Source organism: Catellatospora sp. NPDC049133, assembly GCF_040648455.1.
Lineage (GTDB): Bacteria > Actinomycetota > Actinomycetes > Mycobacteriales > Micromonosporaceae > Catellatospora > Catellatospora aurea.
Genome location: NZ_JBEZDT010000001.1, coordinates 37,536 through 58,675 on the forward strand (window position 1 = coordinate 37,536; position 21,140 = coordinate 58,675).

The window sequence follows — 21,140 nt, forward strand, 5'->3', positions numbered from 1 at the left end:
GCTCTCACGCCTGGGTCAGCGGGCCGTAGGCGTCGGGCCGGCGGTCCCGGTAGAACTGCCACCGGTCGCGCACCGTCGCCAGCAGCCCCAGGTCCAGGTCCCGGACGACCAGCTCCGGCTGGAACGCGTCCGCGGGCTCACCGACGAACTTGCCCTCGGGGTCGACGAAGTACGACGTGCCGTAGAAGTCGTCGTCGCCCAGGTCCTCGACACCCACCCGGTTGATCGCCCCGATGAAGTACTCGTTGGCCACCGCCGACGCGGGCTGCTCCAACTGCCACAGATACGACGACAACCCACGGCTGGTCGCCGACGGGTTGAACACGATCTGCGCCCCGTTCAGGCCCAGCGCCCGCCAACCCTCCGGGAAATGCCGGTCGTAGCAGATGTACACCCCGACCTTGCCGACCGCGGTGTCGAACACGGGGTAGCCGAGATTGCCCGGCCGGAAGTAGAACTTCTCCCAGAACCCCTTCACCTGCGGAATGTGGGTCTTGCGGTACTTGCCCAGGTAACTGCCGTCCGCATCGACCACGGCAGCGGTGTTGTAGAGGACGCCCGGCTGCTCCTGCTCGTACATCGGCAGCACCATCACCATGCCCAGCTCCCGCGCCAGAGCCTGGAACCGCTCCGTCGTCGGACCCGGAATCGACTCGGCGTAGGAGTAGTACTGCGCGTCCTGCACCTGGCAGAAATAGGGCCCGTAGAACAACTCCTGGAAACAGATCACCTTCGCGCCCTGTGCCGCGGCCTGCCGCGCATACTCCTCATGCGCCTTGATCATGGATTCCTTGTCACCCGCCCAGGTCGTCTGGACCAGGGCGGCGCGGATGACGTCTGACATGGTGCGATCTCCGTCCTGCTAGCGGTTCGCCGGTGCCCGCGGGGCTCAGCACCACCAGGCCCGCCGCGCGGCGCCGGATGCGGACGACGAGGTCGGCATGGTTGGAGTCAACCGGCACGGCCGCCGCGGAGGAATTGGCGCATGGTCCGACATCGGCCCGCCCCGCCCCTAAGCCGTTTGTACTGTCCTACAAACCGTTCGCCGCCAACTGCTGGGTCATGAGGTTCGTTCGCGACACGAAAATTTCCTTTCCGATGAAACGTCACTTATGTTGGTGCCGCGGGCCCCTGACCGGCTCAGCGCTGTTTCCGGCCGGGCCTCACCGTGCCGCGGCACCGACCAGGGGAGACACCGGTGGCACAGCCAGATCCCGGGCAGGCAGCGAACGCGCGCAAACTGGTCGTCCAGTTAGGGCAGCTGCTCACCGACATCACCGCCGGCCGCCCCGTCGCCAAGGTGCACCAGCAGCTGCTCGACCAGTTCGACGCCGCCGTGCACGACTACCGCATCGACGCGATGCAGCTCGGCGCGCCGGAGTTCGCCGAAACCTGGAACGCGCTGCAGTACGGCCTGGACCTGCCCGTCGACGCCTGGGAGCAGGTCGTCCTGCCGACCGTCGTCGGCTTCAGCGGCATCCAGAAACTGAAGATCCACCTGGAGCTCGCCACCTCCTACTGGCTGGCCGCCCGCGCCGCCGTCGACGCGGTGCCGGGCTACGCGGCCGCCGCCGCCACGCTGCCCGATCCGTCCACCACCGACGACTCCCTGCCGGCCGTGCCACCGACCACCCCGGCCCAGCCCGGCACACCCCGGCACGCCTTCGCCGCCGAACCCGCCACCCCCACGGCGTACGCCGCCGCGGACCGCCCCGCTCGGCCCGGCCCCGACCGGCGTGTGCTGGTCGCGATCGCCGTCGCCGTCCTGGCCACGGTCACCGTCATGCTGGTCTTCGTCATCCGGCCCACCGGCGACGACCCGGCATCGGCGACGCCGCAGGGGCTGCCGTCCCCGATGCTGTCGGCGGGCATGATGGCCGGTGACGGTGGACAGCCCGTCACCCTGCCGACCGCGCCACCGTCGGCGAGCCCGCAGCCGTCGCCGATGATCACGACTGAGCCGACTCCGGCGCCCAGCTGGACCCCGCCGACGCCCTCGACCACCAAGCCCGGAGCTCCTTCCCCGGCCCGGCCGGTGGCGCCGTCCGCACCGACCCGCCTGATCGCGGTCGCCGCCGACGAGCACAACGTCTGGCTGTCCTGGTCCGCGCCGGTCAACGGCGGGTCCGGTGGCGTCGCGTACTACCGCGTCATCCGGGACGGGCAGGCGATCGGCTGGACCCGCGACAAGAGCGTCACCGTCACCGGCCTCGCGCCCGGGACGACGTACCGGTTCGCGATCATCGCGGTCAACGGCGCCGGGCTGCCGTCCGCGCCGAGCAACCAGATCACGGCGATGACCGCGTCCCCGTCACCGTCGGCGCCGCCACCGTCGCCGTCCACGGTGCCGCCGGTGCCGACGACCGATGCGCCAACGCCGTCCCCGACGGAGACGACTGCCGAACCCACGCTGTCGCCGGTCGAGCCTTCGCCCCCGCCGTCGCCGGAGAACCCGTCACCGACCACGGAACCGCCCGTGGAACCGGAGGACCCGGCTTAGGCCTGTTCTCAGTTGATCGAGAGAAGGTCCGCTCAGAGCCCATCGCCGACTCTCTCCTTGCTCGCCAGTGGGCGGGCGCACGGGTAACCACCGCGCGTCCGCCTTCACGACGGGCTCCGGAACGGGACCTGGGCGTACGACCGGCAGGCGTGCGGTGGCCTCGACGAGCGCCAACCTGGTCAGGAAGTGCTCACGCATCCGCACACACGTCGCGGCGACAGGGCAGGGCCAAAGCCGACCGCAGCCACACATGTTGCCCCGCGACCTGCCGTGGTCGGCGAGAATGCTGTCTGCGGCCTTGATCTGTCGACGAGCGTAGGTCGCGAACTGTTCGGCAGTCAGCAAGCGCATCATTCCTCCTTGGGCAACGTGAGGCCCCACGACGAGCACGCGTGCCCGCGTACGTCGTGGGGCCATTCGGCAGGCGAGCTGGGAGACAAACCGCTGCGAGATCAGCCTCCTTTGCCTGAGGTCTGTTGTGAACCAGTCCGCTGTTGCGGCAACATCGGCAACAACAGATGGGGGCGGCGGCGTGGGTCGATACGACGAATCGATGTGCCGACTGTTCGGCGCGGCACTCCGGCAGCTACGTGAGCAGGCCGGCATCTCCCTGCGCGAACTCGGCAGACGCTGCCTCTACGACTACAGCCGGATCTCTCGGGTAGAGCGAGGCGAACACCTCATCGATGCAGCCCTGGTGCCCGCCCTTGACCGAGCGCTAGAGGCGGACGGCCTCTTGACAGCACTCCGATCGCTGATGCCTGAGCCTGAAGACACTGCGGCTACCTCGGTGATCGGCCTCATGACCGTGCTGCACCGAGACGTTGGCGATACCGTGATGTTGGAGCTCAGCTCGCCAGGCGGGAGGATGATCAAGTTGAACCTGCACAGGCGCGAGTTCAACGGCCTGCTGGCCGCAGGTGCACTCCGGGCGCTGCTTCCTGACGGACTGACTGACCTCGACCAGGCTGAACGTGTCAGCGGCGCGATCAACAACCCGCAGCGCACCGACTCGCAGGTTCTCGATTACTTTCGCGCCCTTCTCGCACAGCACTACGCCGCCGACAAAGCTCTCGGACCGCGCCACCTGGTCGAAGTGGTGCTCGCCCAGATCGCAGTCCTCGACAAACTCCGGTACAGCAGTCGGCCGGGCACCGCAGAGCCCGTAATGCGGCTATTGGCCCAGTACGCCGAGTTCGCAGGATGGCTGTTCCAGGACCTAGGAAACACCGCCGCGGCCATGCGGTGGACCGACCAGGCCGGCCAGCGAGCACAGGCCATCGGCGATCACCAGCTGACGGCTTACCTTCTGGTGCGCAGGAGCAACATCGCGCTGCTCGACGACGACGCCGTCGACGTGATCGAGCTGGCCTCAGCGGCGAGGCGGACGCCTGGACCGATCAGCCCCAAGCTGGCGGCGCTCGCCGCCCAACAAGAGGCTCGCGGGTGGGCACTGCACGCCAAGCCCGACCGGTTCCGCCGGTTGATCGACTCGGCAGCGGACCTGCTACTCGATCACCCGAACGACGTCGACGACGACGCTCCGGTGTACCTGCGCAGCTACGACGTGGACACACTGGAGGAGCAGTCCGCGAGCGGGTATCGCGCCTGCGGTCAGGCGGATGCCGCGGTCGCGATTCTCGAACGCAGGATCATCGCGACTCCCCCCGATCAGCAGCGCGACCGGGCCCACCAACTCGCGAAACTTGCCAACGCCGTGCTGCAGTCCGCACACCCCGACCCCGAGAGGGCTGCCACCATCGGGTTGAGCTGCGCCCATGTCGCCCGCTCCACGGGATCGTCGCGCATCACCACCGAACTACGTGCGCTCGACCGAACTCTGTCAGACCGCTGGCCAGGCTTGTTCGGTACCAAGGAACTCCGAGAGGCCCTGACGATCACATGATCGCACGAGCCCACGCAGTCACCGGTTGAGCCTTCGCCCCCGCCGTCCCCGGAGACCTCGTCACCGGCGACAGAAGCCGCCCGTGGAGCCCGGAGGCGACGTCTGAGGATCCACCTCAGACCAGCCGGCCCGGCGGCCGTTCCATCATGACGGCCGGGGACTTCGACCTGTCGTACGACCTCGGCCAGCCCGCACGTGCCTCTCGACGACTCTACGATCTCATGGTGGCAGACTCCCCCATCCTCGGGCTCTACGACAGCTTGCTGACCCAGCCCCTCGCACAGCAGGTCAGCCGTTGGCAGGCCGCCGGTCACGTGGTCGACCTCGACCACGTCAGCGAGGCCGACGTGGCTCACCTGCTCGGCCGGTTCATCGGAGAGGCCTCGGCACGGGCACTGGCCGCGGTCCGTGGCACCGATGCTCAGGTGGAGCTCGCCAACCAGCTGCTGCGCAGCCTCGACCACACTGCGCTCGTCGAGGCCGGTCCCCGTCGGCTGCTCTCCATCATGGGCGGCGAGCCCGGCACCGACCCGCTCACCCGGCCGCTGACCTCGCTCTCCGAGGCCGCGCTGCTGACCAACGCGCGCGAGGACCCGAACCTCGCCCACGAACTGGCCGCAGAGCTGACCAGCGTCGATCACGTCGACCTGCTCTGCGCATTCGTGAAGTGGTCGGGGCTGCGAATCCTGGAACGGCGGCTCGAAGATCTGCGACGGCGCGGCGTGCCACTGCGCATCATCACCACGACGTATATGGGTGCGACCGAGCGACGTGCTCTGGATCGCCTCGTCACCGACTTCGGCGCCCAGGTGAAGATCAGCTACGAGCAGAGCTCCACGCGGCTGCACGCCAAGGCCTGGCTCTTGCGCCGCGCGACCGGCTTCGACACTGCGTATGTGGGCAGTTCCAACCTGTCCAAGGCCGCACTGCTCGACGGCCTGGAATGGAACGTGCGCCTGTCTTCCGTCACCACGCCGCGCCTGCTGGACAAGTTCCGGGCGACGTTCGACTCCTACTGGGACCGCGCCGAGTTCGAGCTCTACAACCCGGCTGAGGACGGCGACCGGCTCGACCAGGCACTCGCATCGACATCGTCCGGCAAGCGGCTGTTCCAGGTACCCGCGCTCGTCCCGCATCCATTCCCGCACCAGCGGGAGATGCTCGAAGACCTCGACCTGCAACGGACCGCCTACGACCAGCACCGCAACCTGCTGGTCGCGGCCACCGGCACGGGCAAGACCGTCACAGCCGCCTTCGACTACCGCAACCTGCAGCAACGCCTCGGCAGGTTGCCGAGCCTGCTGTTCGTCGCCCACCGGGAGGAGATCCTCGCCCAGGCACTGCACACGTACCGGCAGGTCCTCGCCGTAACCGACTTCGGCGAACTGCATGTCGGCGAGGCGCGCTCCCGCCAGTGGCGGCATGTCTTCGCTTCGGTGCAGTCGCTGCACCGCGCTGTCGGCGACCTGGCACGGGATCACTTCGACGTCGTGGTCATCGACGAGTTCCACCACGCGGAGGCCATGACCTACCGCCGCATCCTCGATCACCTGCAACCGCAGGAGCTGCTCGGGCTCACCGCCACGCCTGAGCGGGCCGACGGCAAGTGGGTGCAGGATGAGTTCTTCGACGGGCGCATCGCCTCCGAGCTGCGCCTTTGGGACGCGCTGCACGCCGATCTGCTGTGCCCGTTCCACTACTTCGGCGTCAACGACGAAACGGATCTCACCGGCATCGCCTGGACCCGAGGGGTCTACGACAAGGAGGGTTTGGAGGCAGCTTTCACCGGCAACGAGCAGCGGGCCAGGCTGATCTTCAACGCGCTGCGGGACAAGGTCGGCGACCTCGACGACGTACGCGGCCTGGGCTTCTGCGTCTCCGTCGCGCACGCGCACTACATGGCGGAGTTCTTCGACAAGCACGGCATCCCGGCCCGCGCCGTCGACGGGTCAACGCCTGCCGGGCAGCGCAAAACCGCACTGGCAGCGCTGCGCAGCGGCGAGGTGAAGTTCCTTTTCGCGGTCGACCTGTTCAACGAGGGCTTGGACATCCCCGACATCAACACGATCCTGATGCTGCGCCCGACCGAGAGCTCCACCGTCTTCCTGCAGCAACTCGGACGCGGGCTGCGGCGCACGTCCGACAAGGCCGTGCTGACCGTGCTGGACTTCGTCGGGCTGCACCGGGCCGAGTTCCGGCTGGAGAATCGATTCCAGGCGCTGACCGGATTCGCCCGCGGCCGGCTGAAGGACCAGGCCGAGTCCGACTTCCCGCTACTGCCGCCGGGCTGCCAGGTCGTGCTGGACCGGGTGGCGAAAGAACGTCTCCTCGGGAGCCTGCGCGAGCACCTCAGCGTCAAGGTCAACGTCCTGGCGCAGGAGGTCCGCAGCTACGACCAGCCGACGCTTGCCGGCTACCTGGAGGCCAGTGGACGGGACATCACCGACGTCTACCGCAGTAACCGGTCCTGGACGTCGCTGCTGCGCAGGGCCGGTCGGCTCGACCAGCAGCCGTCTGCGCTGGAAGCCGAGATCGGCAAGCGGATGCGGGCGTTCCTGCACGTCGACGACGCACGCCGGGCAGCGGCATACGCACGGCTGGTAGCCGTGCACGGGCCTGCCTACGGGGACCTGTCGCCGGCCGAGCAGGCATACGCCAGAATGCTCATCTTCTCCGTATGGCGTGACGGCGGCGGCTTCGCCGCCTACGACGACGGGTTGGCGCAGCTGCGCGGCGAGCCGCACCTGCGCGACGAGATCCGCCAGATCGTCGAGTACGGCGTCGACCGGCCGCGGCGGCTGGCCAAGCCGCTGCCCGACGTGCTGTCACGGGTGCCACTGGCCATCAACGCGCGCTACTCCGCCGAGGAGATCCTCGCCGCGCTCGGCTGGGCGGAGCTGGGCGGCGGCCGCGTGCCGGAGAACATGCGCGAGGGGGTGGCCTGGTCACCCGCGACGCAGTGCGACGCGCTGCTGGTCACGCTGCGCAAGAACGAGAAGGAGTTCTCACCGCAGACGATGTACCGCGACTATGCGCTGACCCCTGAGTTGTTCCACTGGGAGTCGCAGAACCGCACCGGCGCGAACTCCGTCACCGGGCAGCGCTACCGCGCCCACGCCAGCGAAGGCAGTCACGTGCTGCTGTTCACCCGGGAGAGCACGTCGACCGAGCACGGGTATCCCGAGCCGTACGTGTTCCATGGGACAGCGCAGTACGTCGAGCACCGGGGCGAGCGGCCGATGGCCGTCACCTGGCGGCTCGACGAGCCGATGCCGGAAGACCTGTTCCGCCGCGCGGCGGTGGCCGCGTAGACGCATGGAACTCCTCAGGCCGAGCGCGTGACCTCGACGCGCTGCTCGGTGCCCGGTCGCACGCCGCACAAGGCATGGGAGATCGACAGCGTGAAGCGTCGTACGGTGATGAGATCCCCGCTCGCGCTGGTGCCCGGCTTGCTGGCCAACCTGCGGTGAGCTTCGCCTTCCTCATTTCGCCTCCCCGGTCAGCTCGCGGTACAGCTCGATCAGCAAGCCTGCCTGGTCGAGCGCGTCAGTCAACGCCTCGATCTCGTCGTCGTTGCTGTCGCCGTCGGCCGCGTCCAGGGCCACCGCCTTCAACTCGCAGTACGTCATGTACGCCTGCTCGATCTGGTCCATGCGTTGCCTCCTTTGTCGGGACATCGGTCATCGGTGCCGATGTCCCACATAGCACACCTGGGCGTCAGGCGCGGCGAGCGCCATGTTCCAAGCCCGCCGTCCTGACAACCTCGACCGGCAGCCACCCCGACGTTCGCATCGCGCGACGAGCCCAGACGGTCGCGCTCCTGGCCAAGGACATCAGTGAGCGCAAGGTTTCCAAAGGTCTGCGGAGGCCCCTGCCGAGATGGCGACGTGCCACGAGTCGTATCGACCTGCGGCACCTCGGACAGACATCATCCGACCAGACCGTGGTCGCGGCCGAACCTCACGATGTCGCCGGCCGGGCGCCCGGTGACCTGTGCGAAGTCCGGAGTGACCAGGTCACCCCAGTTCGCGGCGTACGCCGTCAGGTACTCCCCCGTGACTTCGGCCGTCCACACGGGCAGGCCTGCCGCTCGCATGCCGGCCACCACGTCGGCCCCCGGCACGGCCTGGTAGTCCAGGCCCATCCGGGTTGCCGCGTCGCGCATCGACAGGCTCTCCGGGCCGGTGATCGTGTAGACCCGGCCCGCATGACCGGACGGCTTGCCCAGGACCCGCGCTCCGAACGCCGCGATGTCACGTACGTCGATGGGGCTCAGCCGGCCTTCGCCGGTGGCTCCGTACAGGGTGCCGCCGTTGACCGAGCCGAGCAGGTTCTGCTGGAAGAACGCGGGCCGGATGACGGTCCAGTCGATGCCGGAGGCCTGCAGTTCGGTGTCGGACAGCGCGTGCAGGCGGCCGTTGCGGGTGGGGGCGTCGGGTGCGGCTCCGATGGCCGACAACCGCACGATGTGCTTGACCCCGGCCTGGCGGGCGGCCCAGACGGCGTTGGAGCTGGCGTGCGGCGCGGTCGGCCCCATGGCGGTGAGCAGCCATACCGTGTCGACGCCGGTGAACGCTTCGGCGAGGGTGTGCGGCTGTTCGAGGTCTCCGACGGCGACGTCGACGCCGGTCGGCGCTTTGGCCGGGTCACGGACCAGGGCGCGTACGTCGACGGACGCGTCGGCGGCGAGGGCGGCGATGAGGGCGCTGGAGACGGTTCCGTTGGCACCGGTGACCAGGATGGTCATGGCAGGTCCTTCCCGTGGGATGCTGACCCGGAAGACAGTACTAGTGATAGTCATGTTTAGTGACTATCAAGTTTGGTGATTAGTTTCATGCGTCGCAGTGAGCAGAAGCGAAATAACCCCGACCTCGGTGCGCTGACCGCGCGCTTGTTGTTCGCAGTGCAGCGGCAGCTGGCCGGCAGCCACGCGCGAACCAAGCCCCGGCACGGCGCCGTCATGGCCTATCTGGATGAGCAGGGCAACCGCGCCACCGAACTCGCCGAGCTGTCCGGGCAGCACAAACAGGTCATCGGCACGCTCGTCGACGAGCTGGAGGCCCTGGGCCTGGTCACCCGTGAACCCGACCCGGCCGACCGCCGCGCCAAGCTCGTCGTGCCCACCGCCGCGGGCCTCGCCGCGATGAGGGCCGGCGACGAGGCGATGGCCGGCGTCGAGCAGCGGCTCGCCGAGGCCATCGGGCCGGACGACTACCGCACCTTCAAGCGCACCCTGCAACGGCTCGCAGAGCTGAGCACACCGGACGACAGCGCATCGGGCTGACAGTCGCGGGGCCCGAGCCGGACGTCACCGCGACGCTCTTCGCCGCAGCACCACCACCAGCGCCAGCCAGAGCACCAAACCGGCCGCGCCGAGCCCCAGCTCGAAGATCGCGAACTGGTACGCGTCGCCATGGGCCACGTAGACGCCATCCGGGTCGCCGGTGTCCAGGGCCCGGAACACGGCGCCGGGCCGGACCTTCCCGCCCGGCCCGTCATGCAGATGCACGCCGGTCAGTCGCCGCCGACCGTCATCGGAGGTCCAGGTCCCGACCGGGCACCCGCCCTTCTCCGGACAGCTGACCACGGTGAACACCCCGGACGTGCCGGACCCCTGATGAGCACGCCAGGCGGGGCCGACGCCACGCGCGCCAGTCACGGTCAGCAGCAGCAAGAGGCCGGGCAGGACCAGCCACATCACCACCCCGGCGGCGGTGGTTTCGCGGTCCACCGGGCCGCTTCCCGGAGCCCATACCCGATCCCCCAGCTCTTTCGTCACTCCGGGCCTCCTCGGTCCTGCGGCCGCGACGCCATCGGCGGTCCTCTGGGGTGAATCATGCGTGTCCCCCGCCACACGCCCGCGGGCAGCGCCCTGCGTACCGGCGCTTTGCGACACGCTTGCGGACCCGACCCGCCTGGACGATCCGGCGCAGCGCCGTAGGCTGACAGGCGTGACCGAGTTCGACGGCCTTCCTGTCCTGCGTTCCCCCGTCGCCATCGCCGCCTTCGAGGGGTGGAACGACGCCGCTGACGCGTCCACTGCCGTGGTCGAGCACCTCGAACAGGTATGGGACGCGCGCGAGGTGGCATCCGTGGACCCGGAGGAGTTCTACGACTTCCAGGTGAACCGGCCGCTGATCACCCTGGTCGACGACACACGACGCATCGAGTGGCCGAGCACCAAGTTCATGGTCGCCTCGCCGCCCGGGGCGCAGCACGACGTGGTCCTGATCCGCGGCATCGAGCCGAGCCTGCGGTGGCGGACGTTCTGCAACGAGATCCTGGAGATCTGCCACAGCCTGGCCATCGAGAAGATCGTGCTGCTGGGCGCGCTGCTGGCCGACGTGCCCTACAGCCGGCCGCTGCCGATCAGCGGCACGGTGACCGGCAAGCACGCCGGCGAGGAGAAGATCCAGCTCACCCCCACGCGGTACGAGGGACCGACCGGCATCGTCGGGGTGCTCCAGGACAGCGCGTCGCGCGCGGAGCTCGACGCGATGTCGTTCTGGGTGCACGTGCCGCACTACGCGAACAACCCGCCGTGCCCGAAGGCCACGCTCGCCCTGCTGCACCGCATCGAGGAGGTCCTCGACCTGCCGGTGCCGATGCTGGACCTGGCCGAGGAGTCCGCCGAGTGGGAGGACCGGGTCCGCGCCGCGGCCGCCCAGGACGCCGAACTGGCCGAGTACCTCCGCGACCTGGAGGAGCGGGCCGGCGACGTGGCCAAGCCGCTGTCCGGCGACGAGATCGCCGTCGAGTTCGAGAAGTACCTCCGCCGCCGCGGCGGCTCCCCCGGCCCCACCCACGGCACCTGGTAACCCACCGCCGCCCACCGCCCCGCCCACCACCAGGCGCAACTCTTGAAGGGTTGCGCCTTTCAGCATGCTCTGAAGCCGCAACTCTTCAAGAGTTGCGGCTCAAAGGGGGCAGGCGTGGTGGGTGACACGCGGCGTAGGGCTTCCTAGGTCGCTAGGTATTCGGACATTTGTGCGGCATGATCGCCTCATGACCGAGACGGGCTTCGGCGGGATCAATCCGGGCGCGGCGGAACATCCGCACCGGCAGATCGCCGCCCAGCTGCGCGCGAAGATCAGACGAGGCGACTGGGCCGCCGGGGAGCAGCTGCCGTCGATCCCGGCGCTGGCGCAGATGTTCGGCGTGGCGAAGCAGACCGTGCAGCGCACCATCGACCAGTTGCGCGTCGAGGGGCTGCTCATCACCAAGCCGGGCTCCGGGACGTACGTGCGAGGCACCCGGCGGCGGCTCAACCGGCTGTCGCGGGGGCGCTACGGCGCGCACCGCGGCTACCACGCCGACCTGGCGGCCCGTTACCGCCAGCAGCTCACCGAGGTGACCCGGTCGGTCCCGCCGGCGGAGGTCGCGGACGCGTACGGTGTGCCGGACTCGACCCTGCTGGTGGTGCGCCGGCACCTGGTGCGTACGCAGGACGCCGTGGTCGAGGTCGGGGCGGCCTGGCTGCGCCCGCAGGACGCCGCGGGCACCTCGCTGGAGCGCCTGGAGTCCTTCGGCCGCCCGCTCTACCAGGAGGTCGAGGAGGTCACCGGCCGCCGCTACGTCACCGCGACCGACACCATCACCGCCCGGCTGCCCACTCGCGAGGAGGCCGAGACGCTGCAGATCCGGCCGGACACGCCGGTGCTGCACCTGCTGCACGTCGCGTACGACGGCGAGCACCAGGTGATCGAGGTGGCGCAGGCGACGTGGCCGGGGCCGATGACGACACTGACGGAGGAGTACCGGGTGCCCACGCCACGCCCGGACGCCGACCTGGACGGAGATCCCGATCCTGGGCTTGTCCTGGGCTAATCTGCGGGTTGTCGGGTGCCCGACACCTTTTCGCCTGCGCACCCGCGCGTTCGCCGCAAGGATGGTTCCATGACCCTTCGCCGATCCTCCGACGGAGCACAGCGGGGTGCCAAGAACCGGCCGGACGGCGCGGCGGCCCGCTCCCCGCAGGCGTTCGTGGCTCTGCTCGGCGCCCTCGTCGTGCTCGTGATCGGACTCGCCCTGCTCGGCGTGCTGGTGGTCGGCATCGCCGACGGCGTGCCCAGCACGGGTGTGCTGCTGCTCGGCGCGCTGACCCTGGGCGTGTTCGCCCTGGCCGCGCGGTTGGGCCACGTCGCGTTGACGCTGCGCCGCCAGACCGGCGAGCCGGCCCGCCCCGCGCGCCCGCGGCAGACCCCGCCCCAGCGCCCGTCCCGGGCAGCCGTACGCCCCCGCCCGCAGCCCCGCCCCCGCGCCTGACCCCTGGCACCACCCGCCACGGATCCCGACGATCTTGCGTGAACTGTTGCCTTTTGCCGGGTACGCGCCTGCCGTACCCACAGTTCACGCAAGATCGTCGCAGCGGGGCGAGCGTCAGAGCTTGATGCCGAGGAGGGCGTCGAGGGTTTCGGTCATGAGGGCGGGGGCTTGGCGGTCGGTGCCCACGCCGGCGAGGGTGTCGTCGGCCCAGGCGTCGATGAGGGCCAGGGCGCCGGGGGTGTCGAGGTCCTCGGCGAGTTTGGCGCGTACACCGGCGAGGAGTTCGGCTCCCGAGGGGGCCGTGGCGGACGTGGCGGCCTGGCGCCAGCGGCGCAGGCGCTGTGCGGCGGTCGCGAAGACCTCGTCGGTCCACTGGCGGTCGGCCCGGTAGTGGTCGCCGAGCAGGGCCAGCCGTACCGCCATCGGGTCGACCTTGTCCGAGCGCAGGCGGGACACGAAGACCAGGTTGCCGCGGGACTTGCTCATCTTCTCGCCGTCCAGGCCGATCATGCCCGCGTGCACGTAGTGCGCCGCGAACGGGGCCTTGCCGGTGAGCACCTCGGCGTGCGCGGCGCTGCACTCGTGGTGCGGGAACAGCAGGTCGTTGCCGCCGCCCTGCACGTCGATGGTCTCGCCGAGCAGCTCCAGGGCGATGACGGCGCACTCGATGTGCCAGCCGGGGCGGCCCGCCCCGAGCACGCCACCGGGCCAGGACGGCTCGCCGTCGCGGCGGCCGCGCCACAGCAGCGGGTCGAGGGCGTCGCGCTTGCCGGCGCGCTCCGGGTCGCCGCCGCGCTCGGCGAAGAAGGCCAGCATCTGCTCGCGGGACAGGTTCGACTCGTACCCGAACCGGGGCGCGGCGCTGATGTCGAAGTAGACGTCGCCGGTGCCGTCCTCCAGCCGGTACGCCGCACCGCGGTCGAGCAGGTCGACGACCCGCTCGGCGATGACGGGGATCGACTCGACCGCGCCGACGTAGTGGCTCGGCGGAATGATCCGCAGGGCCTCCATGTCCTCGCGGAACAGGGCCGTCTCGCGCATGGCGAGGACCTTCCAGTCCTCCCCGTCGCGGGCGGCCCGCTCCAGCAGCGGATCGTCGATGTCGGTGACGTTCTGGACGTAGACGACGTCGTGCCCGGCGTCGCGCCACATCCGGTTCACCAGGTCAAATGTGATCATGGTCGCCGCGTGGCCCAGATGGGTCGCGTCGTACGGCGTGATGCCGCAGACGTACATCGTCGCGTGACCGCCCACCGGACGGCTCGGGAAGGCGCCCTGGCGCGCGGAGTCGAACAGCGCCAGCGGCTGTCCGGCGCCGGGCAGGCGCGGGATGTCAAGACCGGACCACGTTTCCATGGCGCCAGCCTAACCAGCTTTATGCCGAGAGCGGATCTCCCCTCGAGCGGTTACCCGCTTGCGCGGACGTGACGCTAGGGTCGCAGGTATGACCCATCAGGTGTACGCATTCGAACCGCCCGAGCGGTTCGTCGCCGGTACGGTGGGTCCGCCGGGCGAGCGCACGTTCTATCTGCAGGCTCGCGGCGGCGGCCGCCTGGTCAGTGTGGCGCTGGAGAAGATGCAGGTCGCGCTGCTGGCGGAGAAGCTCGAAGAGCTGCTCGCCGAGGCGCATCAGCGGTTCGGGGCGGAACTGCCCGCCTCAGCCGAGGGGCCTGCCGACAACGAGCCGCTGGACACCCCCGTCGACGAGGAGTTCCGCGTCGGCACCCTGGGGCTGGCCTTCGACGTCGAGACCAGCACGGTCATCATCGAGGCGATCGCCGCCGAGGAGGCCGAGTTCGACGCCGAGACCGAGACGTCCGACGACGAGGACGACGAGGACGCGACGCCGGAGATCTCCGACGATCTCGACCGGCTGCGGGTGCGGCTGACCCCGGCGGAGGTGCGGCAGTTCATCGACCGCGCCAAGCGGGTGGTGGCCGCCGGCCGGCCGCCGTGCCCGCTGTGCGGGCAGCCGCTGGACCCGGCCGGGCACCTGTGCCCCCGGCACAACGGCTATCACCGCAGGTGAGAACGTCCGGTGACGGAGTAGCGTCACCGGATGGCACGTAGTCCCATCCGAAGGTGAGGTCCGCCATCCCTCCCACCGGCGACCAGACGCACACCGGCAGCCCCGGTGATCAAGACCTGTCCCGGGGCCCCGGCCGGCAGGCCCGCTCCGGCGACGCCCGGACCGAGCTCGGCACGCTGCTCCGGGACGCGGAGATGGAGATCGAGGGCCGGCTGGTCGAGGCCTCGAACACGACGCTACGGGTGATCCTGTCCGGCGGCGGTCGGTCGGTGCGGGCGGTGTACAAACCGGTGCGCGGCGAGCGCCCGCTGTGGGACTTCCCACACGGCACGTTGGCCGCCCGCGAGGTCGCCGCGTACGCGGTGAGCGAGTCGCTGGGGTGGGACCTGGTGCCGCCGACGGTGATGCGGGACGGGCCGCTCGGGCCGGGCTCGTGCCAGCTGTGGCTGGACGAGACGGTCGAGCCGCCGGTGGACTTCGTGCCCGCCGACGAGCTGCCGCAGGGCTGGCTGCCCATCGCGGCCGCGCAGGACGAGGACGGGCGGCCGTACCTGCTGGCGCACGCCGACGACCCGCGGCTGGCCCGGCTGGCCGCCTTCGACGCTGTGATCAACAACGCGGACCGCAAGGGCGGCCACGTGCTGGCCACCCCGGATCAGCGGCTGTACGGCGTCGACCACGGCATCTGCTTCCACACCGAGGACAAGCTGCGCACGGTGCTGTGGGGGTTCGCGGGACGGGCGGTGCCGCCGGAGGTCGCCGCGGCGCTGCGCGCGTTCGACCCGGGCGTGCTCGACGACCTGCTGACCGCGGCGGAGGTCGACGCCGTCGGCACCCGCATCAAGCAGCTCGTCGCCGACGGCCGCCTCCCCCAGCCCCCCGAGGACCGTCACGCCATCCCGTGGCCCCCGATCTGACGCCCACCCCATCCGCACCCATCCGGCCTGCCCTGAAGCAGGGCGCCCACCACACCAAGATCGTTCGACTTGCCTGGCAATCGGGCGTATGAGGTCGCAAGATACGCACAGGTGCCAGGCAAGTCGGGCGATCTTGGGCGGCGCGGCCCGGCGGAGAGGGTGGGGCCGGGTGGTCAGGCCTGGTTCGAGGACCACATCGCCGCCGCCTGGCCCGGTGTGCCCGTGACGGGAAAGCGCAGGTCAGCGGTGGTAAAGTCCGCTCTCCCCTGATCGAGAGCGAGTTCGCGGCCGTGCGCCACCCCTTCGACAAACACCTGGCTGCGGTCTACTCGCCCCTGACCGGGGACGACGGCAGCCGCTGGCGGCTCACCCTGGCCTCGATCCTGCTCGGGCTGACCCTGCTCGCCGGGCTGGCCGTCGGCGGCTACCAGGTCCATCAGGAGATCAGGCTGGAGCAGCGCGGCGTCGAGGCGAGCGCGGTGGTCCGCCAGGTTCTCGATCGCAAGCGCCGCACGGTGGTGGCGCTGCCCGACGGCCGGGAGCTGACGTACCGACGGCCGAGGGGCACCGAGCCCACGGTCGGGCATCAGGTGAAGGTGCGCTACGACCCGGAGGACCTGAGCGTGGCCCGCGACGCCCAGGAAGGCTTCCGGCTGACGCCCCTCTGGCCCCTGCTGGTGGGCACGGTCACGATCGGCTACATCATTCAGCAGGACGCGACCCTGCACCGGCGGATGCGCCGCAACCCGCGCACCAACCTGTACGAGCTCATTTGACCCGGCGGGTGCCGTGGGCGGTGATGTCGCCGTACTCGGGGTGCTTTTCCAGCCAGCCGGCCAGGAACGGGCAGATCGGCACCACGGTGCGGCCCTTGGCCCGGGAGTCGTCCATCACGGTGCGGGCCAGCCTGCTGCCCACACCCTGGCCCTCGTACGCCGGGGACACCTCGGTGTGGGTGAACACGATGACCTTGCCGGTGAGCTGGTACGTCATGAACCCGGCCACCGTCTGCTCCGCGCTGTCGCGGGCCTCGAACCGCTCGCGCTCGGGCGCGTCCGTCACGTCGATCGACATCCGGTCATCGTAGTCCCGAGCCCGCGACCGGCCGGCGTTCCCGCCGGTGTCGGCAGTGCGCGCGGGAGGCCGGGACCTCGCCCGTGAGAGGATCGGCGCTGGTCTGCCCGTCCCCGAACCCGGAGGTCCACGCGTGTTGGTCGCGCACTGCGTGTACACCGCAGACGGCAGCTGGGAGTTCTGGGCCGAGGACGCGGACCTGCAGGCCGCGCTGCCCGCGCAGCGGGAACGCCGCACGAGCCGGCCCCGGCGGCACCCGTTCGCGGTGACCGCCGATCACCTGGGCACGGCGCTGGGCGCGGTGGGCGGCGAGGAGCAGGCGGGCTGGTCCGTGCTGGCCCTGCCGGCGCACGACGGCCGGCCGACGCCGTCGGCGGACCTGGGTGCGGGCCCGGACCCGGACGGGCTCGCCGCGTTCGTCGTGCCGACGCTGCGGATGGACGCCACGGCGGCGCTACGGCTGCTGCCGGGCCTCGCCCCGATCGGCGGGGCCACGGTGCGCTTCGCGACCGCGCTGGCCCGTGCCGCCGCCCGGCTGGTCGGCAGCGGACTCGTGACCCCGGCACTGACCTGGGCCGAAGATGACGAGTACTGGTTCGCCGACTGGCGCGCGGCGTCGTCGCTGCAGGTCGCGGCCGTACGCATCCCGCTGCTCGCGGCCATGCCGCCGGCCATGCGGTGCTGGCTGTACGACGACGAGGTGGCCCTCGCCCCCGCCGACGCGGTGTTCGACGCGGCGCTGGACTCGATGGTGGACGCGCTGGCCAACGAGGTGGTGTCGGGGCTGGGCGCGACGATGCTCCCCGAGCGCCGGGGCCGGGTCACCCGGCAGACGCAGGCCGCCGAGCAGGTGCTCGTCGCGCTCACCTCCGCCCAGAACGTGATCGACGCCGAGCAGCTCAACCCGTACGAGGCGAACCGCCTGTCGGAGGCCCTGGACGCGTGGCGGACCGGCGGCAGGTCGCGGACCGGCGGGCTGGTGCGCACCTGCCTGCGCCTGGTCGCCCCTGACGACACCGCAGAACCCGACGACACCGCCGAGCCCGGGGACGGGCCGGTGGACGGCGACCTGGCCGGGGACGCCCCACCCGGCGACGAGGGCGGCATCTGGCGGCTGGAGCTGCTGCTGCAGTCGCACGAGGACCCGTCGCTGGTCGCCGGGGCGGACGAGGTGTGGCGGCTGGACGGCAACGCGCTGCTGTTCGCCGAGGCCGGGGTCGACCCGCAGGCCGCGCTGCTGGCCGGGCTCGGCCGGGCCGCGCAGCACTACCCGCCGCTGGCGCGGGTGCTGCGGCAGGCCGCGCCGGTCGGCATGGCGATGGACGGCGAGGACGCGCTGATCTTCCTGCGCCGGCACGCTGCCGCGCTGACCGCCGCGGGGGTCGGCGTGCTGCTGCCTGCCTGGTGGAGCGGCCCGCGGCCCCGGCTGGGGCTGCGCCTGAGCGCGCAGACGCCGCCGCAGCCCGGCATCGTCGCCAAGGAGTCCCAGCTCGGCATGGACCAGCTCGTCGAGTACGCCTGGCAGGTGGCCCTCGGCGACGAGGTGCTGACCGAGCAGGAGCTGGCGGCGCTGGCCGAGGCGAAGTCGCCGCTGGTCCGGGTCCGCGGCCAGTGGGTCGAGGTGGACCAGGCGCGGCTGGCCGCCGGGCTCAAGCAGCTCGGCAAGTCCGGGCGGCGTCAGATGACCGCCCGCGAGGTGCTGCGCGCGGGCCTGCTCGGCGAAGGCGCGGAGACCGGGCTGCCTATGGTCGGCGTGGCCGCCACCGGCTGGCTCGGCGAGCTGCTGGCCGGCGGCCCGGCCGGGAGCTTCCAGGCGCTGCCGACGCCGGCCGGGTTCGGCGCGCGGCTGCGCCCCTACCAGGAGCGCGGGCTGGGCTGGCTGTCGTACATGGACGCGCTCGGCTCGGGCGCGGTGCTGGCCGACGACATGGGCCTGGGCAAGACCATCCAGGTGCTGGCGCTGCTGGAGAACGAACGGCAACAGGCGGCGGGGCTGGGCCCGACGCTGCTGGTCTGCCCGATGTCGCTGGTCGCGAACTGGCAGCGGGAGGCGGCGAAGTTCGCGCCGAAGCTGGCCGTGCACGTGCACCACGGCGCGGAGCGGCTGACCGGCGAGCAGTTCCGTGCGGCGGTCGCGGGCGCGGACCTCGTGCTGACCACGTACAGCCTGGCGCTGCGGGACCAGCGGGAGCTGGCCGAGGTCGGGTGGCGGCGCATCGTGGTGGACGAGGCGCAGGCGATCAAGAACGCGGCGGCCAAGCAGTCGCGGGCGATCCGGGCGCTGCCCGCCCCGCGGCGGATCGCGCTGACCGGCACCCCGGTCGAGAACCGGCTCGCCGACCTGCACTCGATCATGGAGTTCGCCAGCCCCGGGCTGCTGGGCAGCGCGGAGTCGTTCAAGCGGCGCTTCGCGGTGCCGATCGAGCGCGACGGCGACGAGCAGGCGGCCGCGCGGCTGCGCCGGGTGACCGGGGCGTTCATGCTGCGCCGGGTCAAGACCGACCCGAGCATCATCTCCGACCTGCCCGACAAGATCGAGATGACGGTGGCCTGCAACCTGACGCGCGAGCAGGCCTCGCTCTACCAAGCGGTGCTCGACGACATGATGATCCAGGTCGAGCAGGCCGACGGCATCGACCGCCGGGGCCTGATCCTGGCCACGCTGACGAAGCTGAAGCAGGTCTGCAACCACCCCGCCCAGCTGCTGAAGGACGGCTCCCGGATCGCCGGGCGGTCGGGCAAGGTGGCGCGGGTCGAGGAGATCTGCGAGGAGGTGCTCGCCGCGGGCGAGAAGGCGCTGCTGTTCACGCAGTTCGCCGAGTTCGGCGGGATGCTGTCCGAGCACCTGTCGGCCGTCTTCGGGCAGCCGGTGCCGTTCCTGCACGGCGGCGTCGACCGGAAGACCCGCGACGGCATGGTCGCCGCGTTCCAGGGCGAGGGCGGCCCGGGGCTGTTCGTGCTGTCGCTCAAGGCCGGCGGGGTCGGGCTGAACCTGACCGCGGCCAACCACGTCATCCACGTCGACCGCTGGTGGAACCCGGCCGTGGAGAACCAGGCCACCGACCGGGCGTTCCGCATCGGGCAGCGGCGCAACGTGCAGGTGCGCAAGCTGATGTGCGCCGGGACCCTGGAGGAGCGCATCGACGCGGTGCTGGAGCAGAAGAAGGCCCTCGCCGAGGCGACCGTCGGCAGCGGCGAGGCGTGGCTGACCGAGCTGTCCACCGACGCGCTGCGCGACCTCGTCTCGCTGAACCGCGACGCGGTCGTCGAGTAGGGGCGAGGCATGGCACGTCACGACGAGGACACCTGGGGGCGGGGCTTCCCCACCGCGCAGCCCCGGCTGCCCGCAGACGGCATCCGGGCGCGCAGCCGGCGCGGCGACATCGCCACGACCTGGTGGTCGCGGCGCTTCCTGAAGGCCATCGAGTCGCCGGAGACCGCGAGCCGGCTCAGCCGGGGCAGGTCGTACGCGCGTTCCGGCCAGGTGCTCGCGATGACCATCGCGCCCGGCGAGGTGGCGGCGCAGGTGCAGGGCTCGCGGCGGGAGCCGTACACGGTCACCGTGGCCACACCGCCGTTCACGTCGGCCGACTGGCGGCGGGCCGTCGGCGCGCTGGCCGAACGGGCCGGGTACACCGCCGAACTGCTGGACGGGCGGATGCCGGAGGACGTCGAGCAGGTGCTGGAGCCGCTGGGCCTGGCGCTGTTCCCGGCCATGCGGCAACTCGACCTGGAGTGCTCGTGCCCGGACTGGGGCAACCCGTGCAAGCACGCGGCCGCGGTGTGCTACCTGCTGGCCGAGCTGTTCGACGAGGACCCGTTCGTCATCCTGCACTGGCGCGGGATGCCCCGCGACGAGCTGCTCGACGCGCTGCGGGCGCACCGCGCGCGGCAGGCCGGCGGCGCGCCGGACGACGACGGCGAGCCCGACGAGCTGCGCGGCTTCTGGAGCGGCGGGCCGCTGCCGGAGCCGCCGCCCGCCGACCCGGCCGCGGCCACCCGGCTGCTGCAGCGCCTCGGCCAGGTCGGCCTGACCGTCGTCGGCATGGATTTCGCGCAGGCCCTGGCGCCCGCGTACGACGCGATGGTGCGGCACCGCTGGTCCTCCCCGCTGCTGGCCGACGACCTCGCCGACGCGGTGCCGCCGCACCCGCCGGTCGCACCACCCGCCGCCGCGCCGCCGGAGCGGCCGACCCTGCCCAGCGCGACCGAGGCACGGGCGGCTTCTCCCGGCGCGGTCAAGGAGCGGATGGCCCGGCCTGGCGCGGCCGAGGTCCGGGCCTGGGCGCGCGGCAACGGCATTTCGGTCAACGAGCGCGGGCGGATTCGCGCCGAGGTGGTGCGGGCCTACCTCGACGCGCACCGGCGCGGCTGACGGTCCGCACCGCGCGTCTGCACCGCGAACAGGCACGACACGCTCCCGCACGGCAGACGGGGCGACCGCGGGTG

The 21,140-nt window shown here is 71.2% G+C and carries 18 protein-coding genes; 12 read left to right on the forward strand and 6 right to left on the reverse strand.

Annotated elements, in window-relative coordinates:
• Positions 1 to 4: 4 nt before the first annotated feature.
• Complete coding sequence (locus AB0B35_RS00140; protein ID WP_361038761.1) at positions 5 to 844, reverse strand: nitrilase-related carbon-nitrogen hydrolase; 840 nt, start codon at positions 842 to 844, stop codon at positions 5 to 7.
• Between the two features lie 354 nt (positions 845 to 1,198).
• Between AB0B35_RS00140 and AB0B35_RS00145 the strand changes: the two genes are divergently transcribed.
• The 3 genes from AB0B35_RS00145 (at position 1,199) to AB0B35_RS00155 (ending at position 7,717) form a co-directional block, all read left to right on the forward strand.
• Positions 1,199 to 2,500: a fibronectin type III domain-containing protein gene (locus AB0B35_RS00145; protein ID WP_361038763.1), complete on the forward strand. Its 1,302-nt coding sequence runs from the start codon at positions 1,199 to 1,201 to the stop codon at positions 2,498 to 2,500.
• Positions 2,501 to 3,032: 532 nt separating this feature from the next.
• Positions 3,033 to 4,406: a helix-turn-helix transcriptional regulator gene (locus AB0B35_RS00150; protein WP_361038765.1), complete on the forward strand. Its 1,374-nt coding sequence runs from the start codon at positions 3,033 to 3,035 to the stop codon at positions 4,404 to 4,406.
• 224 nt (positions 4,407 to 4,630) lie between these two features.
• Complete coding sequence (locus tag AB0B35_RS00155) at positions 4,631 to 7,717, forward strand: DUF3427 domain-containing protein (protein ID WP_361038767.1); 3,087 nt, start codon at positions 4,631 to 4,633, stop codon at positions 7,715 to 7,717.
• A gap of 171 nt (positions 7,718 to 7,888) precedes the next feature.
• On the opposite strand, the gene AB0B35_RS00160 is transcribed toward AB0B35_RS00155, so the two are convergent.
• Together AB0B35_RS00160 and AB0B35_RS00165 are read right to left on the reverse strand one after the other, a co-directional pair.
• A complete protein-coding gene (locus tag AB0B35_RS00160) occupies positions 7,889 to 8,059 on the reverse strand; it encodes a hypothetical protein (RefSeq protein ID WP_361038769.1) in 171 nt (56 codons plus the stop codon).
• A gap of 275 nt (positions 8,060 to 8,334) precedes the next feature.
• Positions 8,335 to 9,153 carry an NAD(P)H-binding protein gene (locus AB0B35_RS00165; RefSeq protein WP_361038771.1) on the reverse strand — a complete coding sequence of 273 codons (819 nt, stop codon included), beginning with the start codon at positions 9,151 to 9,153 and terminating at the stop codon, positions 8,335 to 8,337.
• A gap of 87 nt (positions 9,154 to 9,240) precedes the next feature.
• On the opposite strand from AB0B35_RS00165, the gene AB0B35_RS00170 reads away from it, so the two are divergent.
• Positions 9,241 to 9,690, forward strand: a complete 450-nt coding sequence (locus AB0B35_RS00170; RefSeq protein ID WP_361038773.1) for a MarR family winged helix-turn-helix transcriptional regulator — start codon at positions 9,241 to 9,243, stop codon at positions 9,688 to 9,690.
• 24 nt (positions 9,691 to 9,714) lie between these two features.
• Here the strand turns inward: AB0B35_RS00170 and AB0B35_RS00175 are convergent, their stop codons facing one another.
• A complete protein-coding gene (locus tag AB0B35_RS00175; protein ID WP_361038775.1) occupies positions 9,715 to 10,137 on the reverse strand; it encodes a hypothetical protein in 423 nt (140 codons plus the stop codon).
• Between the two features lie 220 nt (positions 10,138 to 10,357).
• Here AB0B35_RS00175 and AB0B35_RS00180 point away from each other — a divergent pair, with 220 nt between their 5' ends.
• The 3 genes from AB0B35_RS00180 (at position 10,358) to AB0B35_RS00190 (ending at position 12,671) form a co-directional block, all read left to right on the forward strand.
• A complete protein-coding gene (locus tag AB0B35_RS00180) occupies positions 10,358 to 11,224 on the forward strand; it encodes a PAC2 family protein (protein ID WP_203693395.1) in 867 nt (288 codons plus the stop codon).
• Positions 11,225 to 11,411: 187 nt separating this feature from the next.
• The gene (locus AB0B35_RS00185; protein ID WP_361038777.1) at positions 11,412 to 12,233 is read left to right on the forward strand and encodes a GntR family transcriptional regulator; all 822 of its coding nucleotides are present in this window, start codon (positions 11,412 to 11,414) and stop codon (positions 12,231 to 12,233) included.
• Positions 12,234 to 12,302: 69 nt separating this feature from the next.
• Complete coding sequence (locus AB0B35_RS00190) at positions 12,303 to 12,671, forward strand: hypothetical protein (RefSeq protein ID WP_361038779.1); 369 nt, start codon at positions 12,303 to 12,305, stop codon at positions 12,669 to 12,671.
• Positions 12,672 to 12,785: 114 nt separating this feature from the next.
• Here the strand turns inward: AB0B35_RS00190 and mshC are convergent, their stop codons facing one another.
• Positions 12,786 to 14,027 (reverse strand): cysteine--1-D-myo-inosityl 2-amino-2-deoxy-alpha-D-glucopyranoside ligase, encoded by a 1,242-nt coding sequence (mshC, locus tag AB0B35_RS00195; RefSeq protein WP_361038781.1) that lies wholly within the window; start codon positions 14,025 to 14,027, stop codon positions 12,786 to 12,788.
• A gap of 88 nt (positions 14,028 to 14,115) precedes the next feature.
• On the opposite strand from mshC, the gene AB0B35_RS00200 reads away from it, so the two are divergent.
• The 3 genes from AB0B35_RS00200 (at position 14,116) to AB0B35_RS00210 (ending at position 16,393) form a co-directional block, all read left to right on the forward strand.
• Positions 14,116 to 14,700, forward strand: a complete 585-nt coding sequence (locus AB0B35_RS00200; protein ID WP_361038782.1) for a DUF3090 family protein — start codon at positions 14,116 to 14,118, stop codon at positions 14,698 to 14,700.
• Positions 14,701 to 14,816: 116 nt separating this feature from the next.
• The gene (locus AB0B35_RS00205; protein ID WP_361039640.1) at positions 14,817 to 15,617 is read left to right on the forward strand and encodes an SCO1664 family protein; all 801 of its coding nucleotides are present in this window, start codon (positions 14,817 to 14,819) and stop codon (positions 15,615 to 15,617) included.
• A gap of 290 nt (positions 15,618 to 15,907) precedes the next feature.
• Entirely contained in the window at positions 15,908 to 16,393 is a 486-nt protein-coding gene (locus AB0B35_RS00210) for a DUF3592 domain-containing protein (RefSeq protein ID WP_361038784.1), read from the forward strand.
• Here the strand turns inward: AB0B35_RS00210 and AB0B35_RS00215 are convergent.
• Entirely contained in the window at positions 16,386 to 16,691 is a 306-nt protein-coding gene (locus tag AB0B35_RS00215) for a GNAT family N-acetyltransferase (RefSeq protein WP_361038786.1), read from the reverse strand. The genes AB0B35_RS00210 and AB0B35_RS00215 overlap by 8 nt on opposite strands.
• A 133-nt stretch (positions 16,692 to 16,824) precedes the next feature.
• Here AB0B35_RS00215 and AB0B35_RS00220 point away from each other — a divergent pair, with 133 nt between their 5' ends.
• Both AB0B35_RS00220 and AB0B35_RS00225 read left to right on the forward strand, forming a co-directional pair.
• On the forward strand, positions 16,825 to 19,965 hold the full coding sequence (locus AB0B35_RS00220; RefSeq protein WP_361038787.1) for a DEAD/DEAH box helicase: 3,141 nt from the start codon (positions 16,825 to 16,827) through the stop codon (positions 19,963 to 19,965).
• Between the two features lie 9 nt (positions 19,966 to 19,974).
• Positions 19,975 to 21,066 (forward strand): histone-like nucleoid-structuring protein Lsr2, encoded by a 1,092-nt coding sequence (locus AB0B35_RS00225; RefSeq protein WP_361038789.1) that lies wholly within the window; start codon positions 19,975 to 19,977, stop codon positions 21,064 to 21,066.
• Positions 21,067 to 21,140: the final 74 nt, after the last annotated feature.